At 40.2% G+C, this 18,543-nt stretch carries 19 protein-coding genes; 15 read left to right on the forward strand and 4 right to left on the reverse strand.

Annotated features, from left to right (window positions below; all coding sequences use genetic code 11):
* Positions 1 to 4: 4 nt before the first annotated feature.
* The 11 genes from E4F24_RS07575 to E4F24_RS07625 all read left to right on the forward strand — a co-directional run bounded on the left by E4F24_RS07575 (position 5) and on the right by E4F24_RS07625 (position 11,097).
* Positions 5 to 1,147, forward strand: coding sequence for a toxin-antitoxin system YwqK family antitoxin (locus E4F24_RS07575; protein ID WP_181182404.1), 1,143 nt, complete (start codon positions 5 to 7; stop codon positions 1,145 to 1,147).
* A 40-nt stretch (positions 1,148 to 1,187) separates the two neighbouring features.
* Positions 1,188 to 1,841 carry a phosphatidylserine decarboxylase family protein gene (locus E4F24_RS07580; RefSeq protein ID WP_140938077.1) on the forward strand — a complete coding sequence of 218 codons (654 nt, stop codon included), beginning with the start codon at positions 1,188 to 1,190 and terminating at the stop codon, positions 1,839 to 1,841.
* A gap of 48 nt (positions 1,842 to 1,889) precedes the next feature.
* On the forward strand, positions 1,890 to 2,924 hold the full coding sequence (locus tag E4F24_RS07585; RefSeq protein ID WP_140938078.1) for a sensor histidine kinase: 1,035 nt from the start codon (positions 1,890 to 1,892) through the stop codon (positions 2,922 to 2,924).
* Positions 2,925 to 2,993: 69 nt separating this feature from the next.
* Positions 2,994 to 3,641 carry a DUF47 domain-containing protein gene (locus E4F24_RS07590; protein ID WP_140938079.1) on the forward strand — a complete coding sequence of 216 codons (648 nt, stop codon included), beginning with the start codon at positions 2,994 to 2,996 and terminating at the stop codon, positions 3,639 to 3,641.
* 34 nt (positions 3,642 to 3,675) lie between these two features.
* Entirely contained in the window at positions 3,676 to 4,686 is a 1,011-nt protein-coding gene (locus tag E4F24_RS07595) for an inorganic phosphate transporter (RefSeq protein WP_140938080.1), read from the forward strand.
* A gap of 231 nt (positions 4,687 to 4,917) precedes the next feature.
* The gene (locus E4F24_RS07600) at positions 4,918 to 6,303 is read left to right on the forward strand and encodes an OmpA family protein (RefSeq protein WP_140938081.1); all 1,386 of its coding nucleotides are present in this window, start codon (positions 4,918 to 4,920) and stop codon (positions 6,301 to 6,303) included.
* Between the two features lie 166 nt (positions 6,304 to 6,469).
* On the forward strand, positions 6,470 to 7,879 hold the full coding sequence (locus E4F24_RS07605) for a tetratricopeptide repeat protein (protein WP_140938082.1): 1,410 nt from the start codon (positions 6,470 to 6,472) through the stop codon (positions 7,877 to 7,879).
* The gene (locus tag E4F24_RS07610) at positions 7,876 to 8,625 is read left to right on the forward strand and encodes a shikimate dehydrogenase family protein (RefSeq protein ID WP_140938083.1); all 750 of its coding nucleotides are present in this window, start codon (positions 7,876 to 7,878) and stop codon (positions 8,623 to 8,625) included. Before E4F24_RS07605 ends, E4F24_RS07610 begins: the two co-directional genes overlap by 4 nt.
* Positions 8,615 to 9,202: a gliding motility lipoprotein GldD gene (gene gldD, locus E4F24_RS07615; protein ID WP_235891173.1), complete on the forward strand. Its 588-nt coding sequence runs from the start codon at positions 8,615 to 8,617 to the stop codon at positions 9,200 to 9,202. Before E4F24_RS07610 ends, gldD begins: the two co-directional genes overlap by 11 nt.
* Before the next feature lie 27 nt (positions 9,203 to 9,229).
* On the forward strand, positions 9,230 to 9,871 hold the full coding sequence (locus E4F24_RS07620) for an MBL fold metallo-hydrolase (protein ID WP_140938084.1): 642 nt from the start codon (positions 9,230 to 9,232) through the stop codon (positions 9,869 to 9,871).
* The gene (locus E4F24_RS07625; RefSeq protein WP_140938085.1) at positions 9,868 to 11,097 is read left to right on the forward strand and encodes an FtsX-like permease family protein; all 1,230 of its coding nucleotides are present in this window, start codon (positions 9,868 to 9,870) and stop codon (positions 11,095 to 11,097) included. Before E4F24_RS07620 ends, E4F24_RS07625 begins: the two co-directional genes overlap by 4 nt.
* Here the strand turns inward: E4F24_RS07625 and E4F24_RS07630 are convergent.
* Positions 11,094 to 11,744: a peptidase associated/transthyretin-like domain-containing protein gene (locus E4F24_RS07630; protein ID WP_140938086.1), complete on the reverse strand. Its 651-nt coding sequence runs from the start codon at positions 11,742 to 11,744 to the stop codon at positions 11,094 to 11,096. The genes E4F24_RS07625 and E4F24_RS07630 overlap by 4 nt on opposite strands.
* A 70-nt stretch (positions 11,745 to 11,814) precedes the next feature.
* On the reverse strand, positions 11,815 to 12,090 hold the full coding sequence (locus E4F24_RS07635; protein WP_140938087.1) for a NifU family protein: 276 nt from the start codon (positions 12,088 to 12,090) through the stop codon (positions 11,815 to 11,817).
* Between the two features lie 341 nt (positions 12,091 to 12,431).
* Here E4F24_RS07635 and E4F24_RS07640 point away from each other — a divergent pair, with 341 nt between their 5' ends.
* The 3 genes from E4F24_RS07640 to coaBC are packed head-to-tail and all read left to right on the forward strand — an operon-like array spanning position 12,432 to position 14,926.
* Entirely contained in the window at positions 12,432 to 13,352 is a 921-nt protein-coding gene (locus E4F24_RS07640) for an outer membrane protein assembly factor BamD (RefSeq protein WP_140938088.1), read from the forward strand.
* 26 nt (positions 13,353 to 13,378) lie between these two features.
* A complete protein-coding gene (locus E4F24_RS07645) occupies positions 13,379 to 13,708 on the forward strand; it encodes a DNA-directed RNA polymerase subunit omega (RefSeq protein ID WP_140938089.1) in 330 nt (109 codons plus the stop codon).
* Positions 13,709 to 13,720: 12 nt separating this feature from the next.
* Entirely contained in the window at positions 13,721 to 14,926 is a 1,206-nt protein-coding gene (gene coaBC / locus E4F24_RS07650) for a bifunctional phosphopantothenoylcysteine decarboxylase/phosphopantothenate--cysteine ligase CoaBC (protein ID WP_140938090.1), read from the forward strand.
* Here the strand turns inward: coaBC and E4F24_RS07655 are convergent.
* Positions 14,921 to 16,291, reverse strand: coding sequence for a methyltransferase RsmF C-terminal domain-like protein (locus E4F24_RS07655; RefSeq protein WP_140938091.1), 1,371 nt, complete (start codon positions 16,289 to 16,291; stop codon positions 14,921 to 14,923). The two genes, coaBC and E4F24_RS07655, sit on opposite strands and share 6 nt — an antisense overlap.
* A gap of 55 nt (positions 16,292 to 16,346) precedes the next feature.
* Between E4F24_RS07655 and E4F24_RS07660 the strand changes: the two genes are divergently transcribed.
* On the forward strand, positions 16,347 to 16,730 hold the full coding sequence (locus tag E4F24_RS07660; RefSeq protein ID WP_140938092.1) for an SRPBCC domain-containing protein: 384 nt from the start codon (positions 16,347 to 16,349) through the stop codon (positions 16,728 to 16,730).
* A gap of 105 nt (positions 16,731 to 16,835) precedes the next feature.
* On the opposite strand, the gene E4F24_RS07665 is transcribed toward E4F24_RS07660, so the two are convergent.
* Positions 16,836 to 18,515: an alkaline phosphatase family protein gene (locus tag E4F24_RS07665; RefSeq protein ID WP_181182405.1), complete on the reverse strand. Its 1,680-nt coding sequence runs from the start codon at positions 18,513 to 18,515 to the stop codon at positions 16,836 to 16,838.
* Positions 18,516 to 18,543 lie beyond the last annotated feature (28 nt).

Genomic DNA, 18,543 nt, shown 5'->3' on the forward strand with positions numbered 1-18,543 from the left:
GTTGATGAGAAGATCGGTTCTACTTTTAATATATGTTATTCTATATGGGAATCTGTGTTGGGCACAACAGGACTCCGTAGGTAAACCGGTGTTTCTGGAGCCGGCACCTCAGGGATTAGTGCGATTTTTCTTTGACCAGAATTATTATTTAGTTGAAAAAAACTGCCCATTCAAATATATCGAACGCGTAGCGGGTTTTATTCCGTCCAAGAACCAATTTCACGGCGAATTTAAAGATTTTGGCCCTAATGGACATATCCTTTTGTCAGGAAACTACGTTAACGGAAAAAAAGACGGTATTTTTAAAGCGTACCATCCCAACGGAAAGCTGAAATGGGAAACCATATTTAAAGATGGGGAATATCTTGGGGAATGGAATTACTATTACCCCGATGGCAAACCCATGTTATTTTTAGAGTTTGACACCGCAGATTATGCCATCAAACAAATGTGGAACCAGAAAGCCCAGCAAATCGTCACCAATGGAGAAGGAAGATATGATTTCACGATGCCCATCATTGGATTTACGGAACATGGATTCACATTTTACAATAGAAAAGGTAAAATAAAAAAAGGAAAGCCAGATGGTATATGGCAAGTGATGCTAGGGGATAAGCAAAAAACGAACTATTATTACATCGGTGAAGAATATTATGAAAATGGGGTTCGCCGTAGAGTCCACCATGCGCACGATTTTTTCAACTATTATAGAGCCAGTCTTACCAATCTAAATGACTTCAGCATCTTACCTAGCGACTACTTTGGACAAGCAGAGCTGCTTATTTCAAAAAACTGCTCTTTTGATGATTTTTCGGGTTTTTCGATTTACTTAGCCAAACGTTTCACTACGGCTTCAAAACCATTAAATTTTCAGCTAAATGATGATTTTGAAGCTACCATTCAGTATAAAGTAGCCGTTTCCCTTAAAGATGAACCTCAGGTAATCGACATCAAATTTCCCGACACAATTTCATCCGGCACCAAAGAAGCATTGGAAACCATCATTAAAGATGTACCGTATTACCTTCCTTCTTATAAAGATGGGCAAGAAATAGATGATATACTCACCGTTACTTTTAACATCACAAATAGCCCGAAAGAATTGATTTTTCACTCCGTGCGCATCAACCGAGAAAATGGAGAATAGTTAAAATAAATTTTCTAAGTTTGTAAAAAAAAACAGCAGTATGAAGTTTCACAAGGAGGGCTATACGAGCCTTGCAATTACTATATTATTCATATTCATCATAAATGCGGTAGCTGATTATTATGACGCATCTGCTTTGGTCAAATGGGTATTGTATATTTTTTCGGCCTTTCTTTTCATTACCATAGTCCAATTTTTTAGGAGCCCGAGGAAAAACATTTCTGTGGACGATCATATCATCCTGTGCCCGGCAGATGGCAAAGTCGTTGTCATCGAGGAAACGGAAGAGACTGAATATTTTAAAGATAAGCGGATCCAGGTATCCATCTTCATGTCACCGATCAATGTTCATGTGAACAGAAACCCCATTTCAGGCATCGTATCCTACTTCAAATACCATCCCGGCAAGTTTTTAGTTGCTTGGCATCCCAAGTCTTCTACCGATAACGAGCGTACAACAGTGGTCGTAAAGCATCAAAATAATACCGAGGTATTATTCCGTCAGATTGCAGGTGCCCTGGCCCGACGGATTGTGTGGTATGTAAAAGAAGGCGATACAGTGACACAAGGAAATGAGTTTGGTTTTATCAAATTTGGTTCCCGTGTAGATATTTTTTTGCCGCTAGGCACCCAGATTGATGTCAACATAAATGACAAGGTCGTCGGCGGAAAAACGATAATTGCTAGATTTTAATATCGGTTTGTGGCCATTGATGTTACTACTTAAACATGAAGGTTTTTTATGAACTTTAGGGCATTAATCATCAGCCTATCTCTCATATTTGCGGGGTCGCTGGCTTTTATAAGTCTGTTTTATGAAAATAACTGGGCGCATTTTGTGCTCATATTTTTCGTTACACTTGTAGTGAGCTACATCGCGCTGGATAATATTTTTCAGACCTACATTAACAAGAGGATTAGCAATATCTATAAATTAATAAATAACCTGAAACTGGGTAAAGACATCCAGAATGTATTGGCGCAACATTCCAGCGATGATCCGATTAAAGATGCGGAACAAAAAGTACGCGATTGGGCGACACAGAAAGTATCAGAAATTGATAAGCTCAAGGAGCAGGAAAAGTTTCGGAGAGAATTTTTATCCAATATTTCGCACGAATTCAAAACACCCCTATTTGCTATCCAGGGGTATATCGAGACCATGCAGGATGGTATGATAGAAGAAGACCCCGAGATGGCATTAATCTTTCTGGATAAAGCAGCTAAAAATATTGATCGTCTAACCTACCTCATCAATGATCTGGATGAAATCTCCAAATTAGAATCGGGGAAAATCTCCTTAAATATTCAAAAGTTTGATCTTGCTGCACTTATTATCGAGACCACAGAACAACTAATTGATAAAGCAAAAAAGAACAACATTAGTCTCATTACCAATTTAAAAAACAATAGCACCATTTTTGTCAAAGCGGATCGTCTAAAAATACAGCAGGTATTGATCAATCTCATCGATAATTCCTTGAAATATGGCAAAATGAATGGAAAAACCACGATCAGTGTATTTCCTCTTATCGATCAGATTCTGGTAGAAGTGACCGACAATGGCTATGGAATCGAAGAAAAAAACCTATCCCGTGTTTTTGAACGGTTCTACCGTACGGATAAAAGTCGATCCAGAGATATCGGAGGGTCCGGACTAGGGCTTTCCATTGTTAAACATATATTAGAGGCCCATCAACAAACTGTGAATGTGAGAAGTACAGAAGGGGTCGGTACCACTTTTGGGTTTACTTTAGCAAAGAGTAAAACAAACTAGACATTAAACCTGTTAAACTTAACATTAACTTAACATTAAGGTTATACTTTTGTAGCAAATTTTATCATTATGTCTTTAAATAGCATTTTTCAGTATTTTGTCCCGAAGGACAAAAAATTCTTCCCCTTATTTGAACAGGCCGGAGCCAATTTGATCGAGATGGCGAAGTTGTTGAAAGAAAGTGTCAACAGCACAAACCTAGAGATCAGAAAAGAAATATCTAAAAAATTAGAAGACCTTGAACATACCGGTGATAACATTACCCACCAGATCCACTTAGAATTAGGTAAAAATTTTATCACTCCTTTTGATCGCGAAGATATTCATGCTTTAGCCAGTTCATTGGATGATGTTGCAGATTTTATCCACGGTGCTTCGAATAGGATGGAGTTGTACAAAGTAGAGAAACCAAGTCAAGCCATGATTGAAATATCAGATTTGATATTGGAAGCTACAGAACATGTTGCTACGGCATTATACGAACTGAAAGATCTTAAAAACATTCGCAACATTACAGATTCTTGCGTACGTATTAATAGTGTAGAAAATAAAGCAGACTATATTTTTGACAAGGCCGTAGCTGATCTTTTTGAATACGAGAAAGATGCGATTACACTTATCAAATATAAAGAGGTGTTGTCGGCGATGGAAGATGCTACGGATAAATGTGAGGATGTGGCTAATGTATTAGAAAGCATTTTGGTTAAAAATGCATAACACCATTTTTAACAATATTAAAGCATAATATATTATGATCACAACATTATTAGTTGTCGTTATCGTGTTGGCTATCGCATTTGATTACATTAATGGTTTTCACGATGCAGCCAATTCTATTGCGACGGTGGTTTCGACTAAAGTACTTACGCCATTTATGGCTGTTCTTTGGGCAGCATTATTCAATTTTGCCGCTTATTTTTATTTTACCGACCACAAGGTGGCCAATACAATCGCTAAGACTGTCCTCGAACAATACATCACGTTGGAGGTCATCTTTGCGGGTCTTGTAGCCGCCATTTCATGGAATCTATTTACCTGGTATTATGGTATTCCATCCAGCTCATCACATACCTTAATTGGAGGATTTGCAGGATCGGGTATGGCTTATGCCTTAATTCTGGGAGCAAATCCACTTGAAGCAATTAATATCAGTGCAACATTAAAAATTATCTCGTTTATCGTCCTTGCACCAGTAATCGGAATGACGATATCGATCATCATTACATTAATTATCATCAATCTGGCTAAAAAATCCCGACCCTCTGTTGCAGAGAAATGGTTTAAAATTGGTCAGCTCATCTCATCTGCTGCTTTAAGTTTTGCACATGGAGGAAACGATGCACAGAAAGTAATGGGTATTATCGCTACGGCTTTAATCGCACAACAGGTTATACCCGATTTTGAATCCATGCCCGCTTGGGTACCTTTATCCTGTTATGTCGCTATTGCCGCAGGTACGATGAGTGGGGGTTGGAAAATCGTAAAAACCATGGGCACCAAAATTACGAAAGTAACCCCATTAGAAGGTGTGAGTGCTGAGACAGCAGGTGCCATTACGTTGGGGATCACCGAACACTTTGGTATACCGGCATCTACGACACATACGATTACAGGTTCGATTATAGGGGTAGGTGTTGTGAAGCGTGTATCAGCAGTACGTTGGGGTGTTACGATAAGCCTGTTGTGGGCTTGGGTTCTTACTATTCCGGTTAGTGCGGTATTAGGCGGTATCACTTTAGCTATCATTCACTACATTTTATAAGCTATAATTTGTAGCTATTGTACTATGTCGGCTATGAATTATTGCCTTTCAATGAAAAAGAGCTGAAAAAAATTTGTATGATATCATTGTAATCAGTAATTTTAGCCAAAATTTTGGTATTAAACACCTTAGTATAACAATATGGCGTCATTATTATTTTTGGCATCGTTATTGTTAAGTTATGTTAAATTGAGAACAATTAAAATTTTAATAACCTTTAAACAAAAGAGTATGAACTATTCTACAATTAAAAAAACAGCTGTTGCAGCATCTTTAGTAGCCGCTTTAGGCTTTGCAGAGACTGCACAAGCTCAAACTCCTACTGTATTTGGTGGCAGATCACAATACAGAACTTGGTCAATCGGTCTTCAAGGTGGTATCACTACCCCTAACGCGCTTATTGGCGGCAACAATGCTTTTGGCAATAAAGTTGGTTACTTTCAAAACAAAGTAGGCGAATATTATGGAATCACTATCCGTAAACAATTCTCTCATTCATTCGGTATCGAAGTGGAAGGTAACCGTGGTCACATAAAGACGTATAACCACGATTTATCTAGTGCTACAGAAGGTCCATTTGCAGCTCGTTCAGCAAAAACAGAAGTTAACTGGGCAGGTAGTTTAAACGGAGTATTCCAATTGGGAACAATTGACTTCTTAAGAAGAGAAAATGCCGTTAACTTCTACGCTAAATTAGGATTGGGAGCTATGGCTTACAACCCTGTTCAATATGCAAACAATGACTTTACGTCTGTAGTTTTCGACAACAAAGGTAACTGGGGTGACGAAATCTTAGGCGATCGTGATGCAGTTGGAGATCGTAACTTCCGCTTAACAGCGTATGTACCCGTAGGTGTAGGTGCAAAGTTCAAATTATCTGAAGTAGTTGCCCTTAATTTAGGCTACACGATGAACTTCACTGACGATGCCTTATTATATGGCCCTAAAGGAGGATCTCACACATCAAAAAAAGACAGGTTTGCTAACGTATACGGTGGTTTAGAATTCACTTTAGGATCACGCGATAAAGAAAACTTAACATTCACAAACCCGGTAGCTACATTATATGATGAATTAAAAGATCCATCATTACGTAATGAAGTTGAAGCATTAAAACAACGTGTTTCTACATTAGAAGGTACTGTTGATCAATTAGGTAAAGATTCTGATGGTGACGGTGTATCTGATAAATTTGACAAATGTCCTAACACTCCTGCAGGTACTGTAGTTGATGGTTCAGGATGCCCTATCAAATTCCCAGAGCCGGTAGTACAAAAAGAAGCTACACAAAATGCTTACTACGCTCCGATTCAATTCGAATTTGATAGCTCAGTATTAAAAACTGAATCGTATTCAACTTTAGATAAATTAGCTAAAGAATTACGTGATGCTAATTCATCTGTTACGTTAGATGGTTACGCTTCTGCAGAAGGTACTGAAGAATACAACTTAAACTTATCTAAAGACCGTGCTAACGCAGTAAAACAATACTTAGTTAACGCAGGTGTAGCTGCTTCACGCATCAACGCTAACGGTTACGGAGAAGCTAATCCAATTGCATCTAATGCAACTGAAGAAGGTCGTGTTCAAAACCGTCGTGTTGAAATCAAAAAATAATATTACTTTATACAAGTAATATTAACATAAGAAAGCCGTTACTCGTTGAGTAGCGGCTTTTTTCATATTAAACCTTTGTCTCTTATTACATTCCTATGTTAGGATGTGGAAAATAATTTGTAGTAACTTTACAGCGAAAAGTGTATTTTTCACTAAATAGTATAATATGGAAGAGGAATTTGAATTTGGATCACCGGAAGAACAGAAACAATCTGTAGACCGTTATGAAGAAATGATTCGTAATGATGACCAGTATTTTTTCGATTCGACCGCTTTTGAAGGGATTATTGAGTACTATATAGATAAAAATGACCCCATTAAGGCCTTACAGGTTGTAGATTATGCTATTAACCAACACCCTTATGCCACTTCCTTTTTGCTCAAGAAAGCACAGCTCCTGGCTAGCATTCAGCAGTTTGATGCGGCTTTAGCATCACTCGAAAAAGCAGAACTTCTAGAACCTTCAGAAGGAGACATCCATCTGATCAAGGGATCCGTTCTAGCCTCTTTAGGAAGCTATAAGGAAGCCGAGGATGCCTTTTTGTACGCACTATCTTACGCCGAAAACAAAGAGGAGGTATATTACCAGCTCTCCGGTCTTTACCAGATACAGGGCGATTACAACAAGGCAATTACTTTTTTAAAAAAGAGTCTGGAGATGAACATGGAAAACCAAGATGCACTATATGAATTAGCGTTCTGTTATGACATTCTGGACAAACAAGAAGAAAGTATCCTGTTCTATTCACAATATATCGACAATGAACCCTACTCCTACGCGGCCTGGTATAATCTCGGAAACGCCTATCATAAGCTAACCCGCTTTGAAGAAGCGATCGATGCTTATGATTACGCGATATTAATTAAGGAAAATTTTGCTTCGGCATACTTTAACAAAGGTAATGCACTGGTAAATCTAGATAAATATTCAGAAGCCATCCTTGTCTATAAGCAGACTTTTGAATATGAACCACCCAATGCTGACACGTATTGTGCGATGGGCGAATGTTACGAAAAACTGGAGCAAATGGATACCGCTCGTGATTATTATAAAAAAGCAGTAAAGTTAGATAACACGATGGCAGATGCCTGGTTTGGAATAGGTGTCACACTTGATTTCGAAGAACGCTATTTTGAATCGCTGCACTTCTATAAAAAAGCTTTGGAAATAGACGATGAAAATCCCGATTATTGGTTTGCAATAGCCGATGCACGATACAAATTAGGACAGATTGAGGAGTCTGAAACAGCCTATGGCAAAGTGGTAGAATTAAACCCCACCGATATAGAGGCTTGGCTCGATTTTTCTTCCATTTACTTCGAACAGAAAAAATATGAGGAAGCGATAGAGACCATGTCGGAGGCCATAAAATGCAATCCCGAGTCAGCAGAGTTATATTATAGACTGGTGGCTTATCTCTTTGCCAATGGTCAATATAACGATGCCCTTAATTTCCTGGAGTTAGGCTTAGCCATATCACCCGACAAGCATTACATCCTATTCGATTACCTCCCTCAGTTACAGGGTAATCAAATAATTGTCGACATCATCAAAAAATATTCATCCGATAAATGAAGAAACTTGGTTTGATTGGATATCCACTGGGACATTCCTTTTCTAAAAAATATTATCTCCAAAAATTTGAAAACGAACATATTGAAGATATAAATTACGATCTATATGCCATAGAAGATATTCAGGACTTCCAACATCTGTACCTTCATGATATTGGCTTCTATGGCTTTAATGTCACTATTCCCCATAAATTGAACGTAATGCAGTTTATCAATGAACTTTCAGCCGAAGCGCAGGAAATCAACGCCGTCAATTGCATTAAAATTAAGAGAGACGGAGACAACATTTATCTAAAAGGCTTTAATACCGATGCATTCGGATTCGAAGAATCCCTTAAACCACTGCTAAAGCCCATACATCAGCAGGCACTTGTACTGGGCAATGGGGGCGCCGCAAAAGCCATAATATACACGTTAAAGAAACTAAACATTCCATACCACATCGTTAGCCGTACCAAAGAAAATGGCGACCTGACCTACGAGGAGCTAAAACAACTTGATTTAAAGAACTATCAGATCATTATCAACTGTTCACCAGTCGGCACCTTCCCGCACGTGCAGGATGCTCCTGATATCAACTACGAACAACTATCAACGGATCATCTATTGTACGATCTGATCTACAATCCGGAGGAGACACTTTTCCTGCAGAAAGGAAAAGAAAAAGGTGCCGTGATTAAGAATGGATATGAAATGTTGATTCTCCAGGCGGAAAAGAACTGGGAAATTTGGAACAATGAAGAATAACATGCGGATAAGCGTTGCACCTCTTTTCATCCTGCTTGTACTTATCGGTTGCCAGCAGACATCGTACACCCCAAAACCCAGGGGCTTTTTTAAGATTGATTTTCCAGAAAGAGCCTATACGCAAGCCACGACAGGATGCCCGTTTGATATTGAGATACCACGCTACTCCCGGCTTGTGGCAGATCCTTCCCAAAATGCGCAGGACTGTTGGAAAAACCTGGATTTCCCACAATTCAATGCGCGTCTGCATCTCAGCTATTACCGCATCAGTGCATCGGCACCATTTGACTACCTCACCGAAGATGCCCGTACATTTGTATTTAAACACACCGCCAAAGCAACTTCCATTGATCAAAAGCGTATTCAGAACCCCGATCATAAGATCTACGGAATAGAGTATGCTATTCGCGGAAATACAGCTTCCAACTATCAATTCTACATCTCCGACAGTACCACACATTACCTAAGAGGAGCTTTGTACTTTAATGAAAAGCCACATCTAGATTCCATTCAGCCCGTTTTAGATTTTCTTAAAGAAGATATTCGCTATATGATTTCTACCATTAGGTGGAAATAATTCCCTAAATTTATCTAAGTTTGAGGTATGATAAAAATTGAAACTTTCGTCTTTAACCCTTATCAGGAGAATACGTATATACTACACGATGAACAGCAAAACTGTATTATCATCGATCCGGGTATGCACAATCCTACGGAAGAGCAGAAAATCAAATCTTTTATCGAAGAGCACAAACTCTCTCCTATTTTGCTATTAAATACCCATTGCCACATAGACCATGTATTGGGCAACAGGTTTGTATTTGATGAGTGGGGGCTAAAACCTCAATTCCACGAAGGCGAAGTCCCCGTCTTGGTGGCCGTACAGAATTATGCCCCTCAGATGGGAATCCGGTACGAGGTTTCCCCGATTCCGGAGACATTTTTGACAGAACAGGATACGATACAACTGGGGAAACACGAATTGCAGATTATTTTTGCTCCGGGGCACTCCCCCGCACACCTATGCTTCTATTCAGCGGCATTCGGCTTTTTAATCGGCGGAGATGTTCTATTTAGAAATAGCATCGGACGTACCGATCTGCCGGGCGGAGATCACAATACACTCTTAAATAATATCGCTGCCAAGATCTACACGCTGCCTAACGATACCCTTATATACCCTGGCCATGGCCCGACCACTACTGTTGAATTTGAACGAAATACCAATCCATACATTAGAGGATGAGACACATAAGAGTTCCTTTGCTGTTTGCTTTTAGGTATCTTTTCTCGAAGAAATCGGTGAATGCCATTAACATTATTTCGTTGATTAGCGTAGTAGGTGTTTTTGTCAGTACAGCGGCACTGGTTATTGTACTTTCCTTTTACAATGGAATGGAGAGCTTTATACTTTCGATGTACAGTACATTCACGCCCGAGCTCCGGATAGAACCCACAAAAGGCAAAGTATTTTCTACCGATACGCCCGAGTTTAAAAAAATAGCAGCCGATCAACGCATAAAAAGTTACTGCGAAGTACTGGAAGATAAAATATTGCTTCAATACGACAATCAACAGTTTATCGGACAGCTAAAAGGAATGGATCCCGAAGGATTATCCAAACAAGGAACAGAAAACATCCTCCATACCGGAAAGTACACCCTTCAGAAAGACACCACATATTACGCCCTTATCGGGGCACAGGTACAAGCCAATCTCAAAGTGCCCATATCCGGCATCTACAATACCATTGAGTTATTTTCTCCACGAAAAGGCACTTCGGCACACAACGTAAACCCGCTCGACGATTTCAATTCACGTAAAATCAGTCTGAGTGGTGTGTTAACCTATCAGCCCGAATTCGACAATCTGGTGATTGTACCGCTAGCATTTGCGCGCGATTTGCTTGGTGAAACCGATAAAATCACGGCTGTAGAGATCTTTTTGTCCGACTCCCTATATTCGAACGTTGTGCAGCATGAAATCCAGCAGACTTTAGGCACAGACTTCAGTGTAAAGAATAGAGAAGAACAAAATCCTACATTATATAAAACCATAAAGTCCGAAAAATGGATTGTGTTCTTTATCCTTACATTTATCGGGATCATTGCGATATTCAACATAGTCGGATCATTGACCATGCTCGTGATAGACAAAAAAGACGACATGAAAGTGCTTCAAAGCTTAGGTGCAGAACAGTCCATGATAGCGCGTATATTCTTTATTGAAGGAATCCTTATCTCCCTTATTGGTGGTGTCGTAGGTATTATAGTAGGTTATCTATTCTGTAAATTACAGGAAGCCTATGGATTTGTGCGCACCGGAGAAACGGATGGATCATTAATCGATGTCTATCCCGTAGATATTCGTTCAGAAGATTTTGTACTGGTATTTGTGACGGTAGCCACTTTATCGTTAATTGTATCTTACTTCTCCTCTAAATTGAGCGTAAGAGAAATTGGCAACACTTAGTATTTCAATTTTTCCCGACTCCAATCACCTCTCTTTATCTGCTGGATCAATTCTCCCCAGGCAAAAGGATTCAATAATGGATTATTAAACCGTTGATTGATGTTCTTGTTATTCATTATACTGTGCCGTTGCAGCGAATTATAACTCTGGATTTCTTCGGCACTGCGGGGCACTATCCTTGCCAAAGCCGCCAACGCTTCAGGCGTAAGGTTCCTTCGTGCCGCAGCAATGTTGTCATCACCGAGATTCAATGCCATAAATTCAGAAACATACTGTTCATAACTCGCCCAAGGGAACAGTGTTACCGCTGGCAGCTCAATGACCAGACTTTGCATCTTAATATGAGCGGTGTGCTTATCTAAATCAGTGTCCGGAATAACAAACGTTACCGGATCATATCCTACCGAACTAAAACGGATCGTATCACCGATATGTGCTACAAAAGAAAAGTAACCATCATTATTAGAAACGAAAACTTGATTTTTAAAAGAGATATTCGTGACGGACACATAAGCTACCGGAAGCTCAGATCCAACAGAGGTAATCAACCCGCTAAACTGTAATATTTTCCGTTCCTGAGCTTGGGCTGTTAAAAACAGGCCCACCGCCAAGAAAAGGATTAAGATATGTCTAAAGCTATTTGGCATCTTAACAAAACTAAAGAAAATAAATCTGTCACCGTTGTTAAAATGTGTTAATCAATACACAACAATTCTATTACAATGGATTCGGTGTAGTAGCGTTAGGGTCATTCATATCCGTGATATTAATCGCTTCAACGGCTACTATTTCAGGAACAGCTTTTTTAATCGCCTGCTCAAGACCAGCCTTGAATGTCATAATGCTCATAGAACAACTTGCACAGGCGCCCAATAATTTCAACCGAACCACATTGTCTGCTGTTATTTCTTCAATACTGACATTACCCCCATCCGTTTCGAGATAAGGTCTAATCGTATCTAATGCTTGTTCGACTCGTTCTGTTAAGGTCATTCTTGTTCCAATTACTTTTATTAGGTGTAAACTTAGATAAAATACTTTGTATTCGCAAACGGGACAATGTCTGAAAAACATGACATTTTGGTTGCGATAGTAACACCAACGTCATCGCGAACCTGAGGCACGAAGGTGTGGCGATCTTATTTAGCGTATTAGCGAAAGACGGCCACGTCGCATTCCTCGCTCTGACGTACTTGCCGCTATTCACATATAGCGAACAATTGGTTAAACTTTGTTAAACTCCATAACAGGGCCAATAGTAATCCATTAAAATCAAGTAAATTGCGCTTCAAAAATTAATTGAATATTATTGTTAATTGACGTATCTTTGTAAAATGTTTTTAAATAAGCGAATAGGAATATTAACTGCCTTTCTGGTCATCATTTTCTTTTTTACCGGCTGTAAAAGTAAATTCGAAAAATTGCGCAATAGCAACAATATTGTGATGAAGTACCAAGAAGCCGTTAAATTATATGAAAAGGAGAAATATTCAAAGGCTTTAGCCCTATTTGACGATTTGAGGCAAAAGTATCGCGGACGTGCCGAAGCGGAGGATTTGTATTATTTCATGGCTTATACAAACTACAGACTGAAGGATTATCCCGCTGCCCGTTTTCACTTTAAGCAATTCGCCGAAACCTATCCGGGTAGCGAAAGAGCAGAAGAATGTCTATTCATGTCTGCCTACTGTTACTATATAGAATCTCCGCGGTCAAATTTAGATCAAGAGAATACGCGAAAAGCTATAGACGAATTACAGCTCTTCATATTTAGATATCCGGAAGCCGAGAAAGCAAAAGAAGCGGGTGATTTGATTCAGAATCTACGGGATAAATTAGAGAGAAAGGCATTTGATAATGCTAAACTATATTTTAACATGGGCTTAGCAGACGATTACCGTGCAGCGGTAATTGCGTTAGAGAATGTTTTAAAAGAATTTCCAGACACCAAATATGCGGAGGAAATCGAATATTTAATGATGAAATCGCAGTATCTATTTGCGGACAACAGCTATCCTAATCGTCAGGAGAAACGTTTTAACGAGGCAATAGATTATTACAATTCATTCATCAACAATTATCCGGAGAGCAAATACAGATCTGAATTGAACGGATTAAAAGCAAGTGCAGACAAAAAGATTATACTCGCTATCCGTAGATTGGACGAAATAAACAAACAGATCGAAGAGCGTGAAAAAGAACTTGGAATCACACCGGTACAAGAACTTTCAGAAGCGAACAGTACGACTAATTAATAAGAATTTTCATAATATATAACAATATGAGTCAATTAAAGAACAACGCCATTGCTAATTCTACTGTCACAAGAGATTTAAGAGAGTTGGATAAAACGACTGATAACCTCTATGAGTCTATCGTAGTAATCAGTAAAAGAGCAAATCAAATTGGGGTAGAAGTCAAAGAAGAGTTGACATCAAAGTTAGCTGAATTTGCAAGTAGCAATGACAACTTAGAGGAGGTATTTGAAAATCGTGAGCAAATCGAAATCTCGAAACATTACGAGCGTTTACCAAAACCCTCTTTAATCGCTATCGATGAGTTTTTGAACGACAAAGTGTATTTCAGAAACCCGGCTAAAGAACAAGAATAAGCAACGGGCACGATGTCTTTAAAAGACAAAAATATTTTGCTAGGTGTATGCGGTAGTATTGCCGCATACAAAACAGCTTCCCTAATACGACTCCTCGTAAAAGCCGAAGCCCATGTACAGGTGGTCATGACCCCTGATGCTACGCAATTTATTACGCCCCTAACACTTTCTACCCTTTCCAATAATCCCGTTTTAGTAGATTATTTCAACCCCAAAACAGGGGAATGGAATAACCATGTACATTTGGGATTACAGTCCGATCTGGTTATCATAGCACCCGCCTCAGCGAATACCATCGGAAAGATGGCCAATGGACTCTGCGACAATCTACTGATGGCAATCTATCTCTCCGCCAAATGCCCTGTATACTTAGCTCCGGCAATGGATTTGGATATGTGGAAACATGCTTCTACCCAGCGTAATATCGCTCTTCTGGAATCTTATGGCAATATCATTATCCCTCCGGGAAATGGAGAACTGGCCAGTGGATTAATTGGAGAAGGCCGCCTCGCTGAACCCGAAGATATACTATCTTTTTTAGTAGAACATGCCGCCAGACCTCTACCCTTAAAAGGCAAACGGGCCCTGGTAACAGCCGGCCCTACCCACGAAGCCATTGATCCCGTACGATTTATCGGTAATCACTCCAGTGGCAAAATGGGATATGCAATCGCCAGCAGATTAGAACAGCTAGGTGCTGATGTAACGCTAGTAAGCGGCCCCACAGCCCTGAAAACACCACATCGAGTAACAGCGGTAGCCGTACAATCTGCCGCACAGATGTTCGATGCCTGTAAAGCGGTATTTCAACAAGCCGACATTATCGTAATGAGTGCCGCAGTAGCCGATTACACACCAACAGAAGTAGCCGATCAAAAAATTAAGAAAAAGACCGAAGACCTTAGCATTGCGTTGAAAAAAACAACAGACATCCTTGCTACGTTGGGTAAAGAAAAGAGAGAGGATCAAACGTTGGTGGGATTTGCACTCGAAACGAATAACGAACTCGAAAATGCAATTGATAAATTACACCGCAAAAATCTGGATCTTATCGTGTTAAACTCCATGCAGGATAGCGGTGCCGGCTTTGCGACAGACACCAATAAGGTCACCATCATCAATCGGGCAGGCGATATCCATACCTACGACCTAAAATCAAAAGAAGACGTCGCAAAAGATATTTGTACACGTATAATCGAGTATCACGCAACCCTATAGGTTTACGATCCGTATTTCCTTTGGGTAATAATTATTGATACGATTGGGCATCGCCTTAATCCAGCCCAGATTCATTCCTTTATACTTAATCAGTATCCAACCGACTTTACCTGTTGTATTTAGTTCTACCGACAACACCTCTTTCCGCAGGAAATTCAATACATCCTCCAAATCAAGTTCCAAAAAAGGGATTTCCGCTAATATATAATTACTAAGGGCCAAATCATGCGATGGGATCAATTCCTTTCCCGCAACCTTTCCAATTTGAGTTCCCACGTTCCTGAAGTATAATACATTTCGAAGTGCTTTTAAATCCAGCTCATAGCGACTAGGCAGGATATGGATATTATCCTGGTGCGCAAACACAAATAGCTCGTTGTCATTTCGAAGCCATTTTTGGAGAATATGCCGTGGTACATCCGATTTCTCGGATTTTATCCCTTTCATCGAGAAAGTATCCTGTATTTTTCTTTTCTGTAACACGGCAAAGAAAAAACCTTCACCTTCTATTTTGTGCGGATAGAACCGAAAAGACCTGGCATGGTGTTTTGCCGATATCGTCTCCGCTATTTGCCATTCGTCCTTAATTTTAAGCGGAACACTAATCATGTCAAATTCGGCAATCAGCCAATCCACTATATCTTCGTTCTCTTCTGTCGAGTATGAACAGGTGGAGTAAAATAAATAACCATTTGTCTTTAAAGAAGCCATACTGGCCGCTAAAATGCGCCGCTGCCGTTCGCTGCACAATTTGACATTTGCTTCCGACCACTCGTCTATCGCTGTACTGTCCTTTCTGAACATCCCCGATCCGGAGCAGGGGGCATCTACAACCATGAGATCAAAATATCCTGGTAATCGATTAAACGCAGAAGGATCATTATTGGTCACTACAACATTCGGATTGCCCCATTTCATCAGGTTGTCGGCTAGAATAGTGACCCGCGATTTAATAATTTCATTTGCGACTAATAAGCTCTCCGGATGAAGAGCAGCATTCAGCAAAGTAGACTTACCACCGGGAGCTGCACATAAATCCAAAGCCTTTGTCGGCGACTGATGCAGACCCAGTTCGTGGATAGCATGTGTCAAAAACATGGAGCTCGCCTCTTGCACGTAGTAGCAGCCCGCGTGAAACAAGGGATCAAGCGTATATATCGGTCGCTCGCTCAAGTAATACCCTTCATTACACCAGGGCACCTGCTTGTCGATCTTTAGATGTGTTATATCGGCCTTCTTCGCCGGATTGATACGAATAGAATTTGATTTTTGCGTGGTCTCATGAATCGTAACGAAAGCTTCGGTATCAAAGCTTTTATCTGCACTTAAACGACGGACTAACTCATTAGGCAACTTATTACTCATTGCATAAAAGTAAAAAATCAAAAGTGAAAAGTGAAAATTTTGGCTAAGTTTGTCTATGAAGAATTTCAAGCAATACTTTGTTATTCCGGCTAGTCCTGCGGAGATTTACCTTGCCCTCACGACCGAGATTACTATTCGTCTTTGGACAGGAGATACGGTAGAAATAGACCCACAGGTTGGAGGAGAATTTTCCTTATGGGATGGTGCTATCACGGGGCGCTTCCTCGAACTGGATCCCGGTAAAAAGATCGTGCAGCAATGGTATTTTGGCGAGCAGGAAGAGCCCTCTATCGTGACCATAAAACTGCATGAACATAAGAAGGGGACATCCTTTGAAGTAAACCATATCAATATCCCCGAAGATGCATATACCGAAATCGTAGAAGGCTGGGAATCGGAATATGTAGAAAGTTTAATTGACTTTTATACAGAAGAGTAAGAAGGCTCTTAACAAATAAACCCCCGAATATAGAAGAAAAATTCTATTTCGGGGGTTCATAATATCCATTATAATCAGACTGAAAGTGCCCTTTTTTAACCGCGGCTACTCTTTCAAAAACTCTAACTCAAAATTTGTCAAATAAGGTTTTCCATCAAAGCCGAAGTCTGAGAGAATTTCAATATTCATCCAGTACAATATCAATGCGGCAATATCACTATTCGTTGTCGGAATAGATAAGCTAGACGTTACGGGTTCCGGATATGTACCTGGAGGATAAAAATCAGCTAAATTCTTCCAACTATACGGTCCTGCCAGCTGCATATTATACCCTCCGGGTGCTTTGTTAAAACAAATACCCTCAGTCCCATCGTCCATCGGCCAGAACCCAATCAGATTCGCATAATCCGGATGTTGGGTGATATCTTTCAAACCGTGCGTGTTCGCTATCGTGCTTGCATCCAGCGCTTTATCGAAGTAGGCAAGATTAGCCGAATAGGTGCTCAAGCCTGTACCCCCATTGTCAACATTTCTGTAGCCTACCCGCAGACCTTCCTCTACCGTTAAGCTCCTGTTGTTCAACAAGTTTCCCGTAACCGTCTGTACCCCGTCAATAAAGGCAGTCATTGTCCGTGCCGTGGGCGTAGCTCCACCTGTTGTTTTCACGGTCATCGTCAATGTATGCCACTTTCCATCGCTTATAGGCATAGTACCATTAGCGTTAGAAATCTGGTTTTTACCTGATCCGCCATTTTGAGTTCCTCCAAAGACTATTCCCCAGTTACCAACTCCAGCAGTACCAACACTCTGCATCCAAAGCCAGCCTGTGAACGTTCCTCCAGACATCGCTGTACTCTTTGACAAAAATCCCGGATATTGCGTAGCGACATTGAATTTCACATCCATTTGTACTGTAAAATCTTTCGTTGCACCGGCATCATACAACCCATGATCATCATGCACCTCTGCATGTACGGTAGACGGGTTGAACAATATTCCATTGAAACCCGTTTTTTTCAATTCAAACTCTTTAAAATCAGGATGATACACCAAAGTGAATCCGTTGACGGGATCCTCTTTACTACCCCCATGATTTGTTGTTACGATAATCAACCAGTCTTCTTTCTCATAGTTAGTTCGAGCTCTTACCGCGGTCAATATATTACCTATATATTCATCCGATTTAACAATTGCATTCTTATACGCCGTATTAGAAGCCAGGTATCCACCGTTCTTTCCTGCCTCCAGCACATCTCTGAAATTCACAAAAATTGTTCCCAGGCTTTGAACGGATCCCAATAGCGCTACGGTACTATCTTTAACACTCAAATCCGTCTCCACTTGCGGAGTATAGTCTGCATTCCGAACATAGTTTCTTAAAGTTTCCCACGGTGTTACCATTGCGGTTTTTACCGATTTGTACTGGGTAACATAGTCAAGCACGTTTCTATAGGATTTAATCTCGCCATGCTGATTATCTGATTCCTGTGTACGTTCAAAATTATCACTACTTATTTGATGTTTGGCAAACCCTGTTCCGGTCAACATGGAAACCCATCCGCCTGCATCAGAAGCCCCCTTTAATGTATTATAGGAATATTTCCCGTTCTTTTGCAAAGTAGCAATATTTGTTGGTGCTACCTTTTCCAACTCAGTCCCGGTTAACCCGTCTATACTAATCACCAAAACCTTCCGTGGCAAAGCGGTCATATCCTTAAGCTCTTCAAATACAGGAGGGGGGTTGTCGTATTGTTTACAGCCCGATGCCAGTATAACGCCTGCCATTAAGAGACAAAACGCTTTAAAATATTTA

Source organism: Sphingobacterium lumbrici (assembly GCF_006476045.1).
Lineage (GTDB): Bacteria > Bacteroidota > Bacteroidia > Sphingobacteriales > Sphingobacteriaceae > Sphingobacterium > Sphingobacterium lumbrici.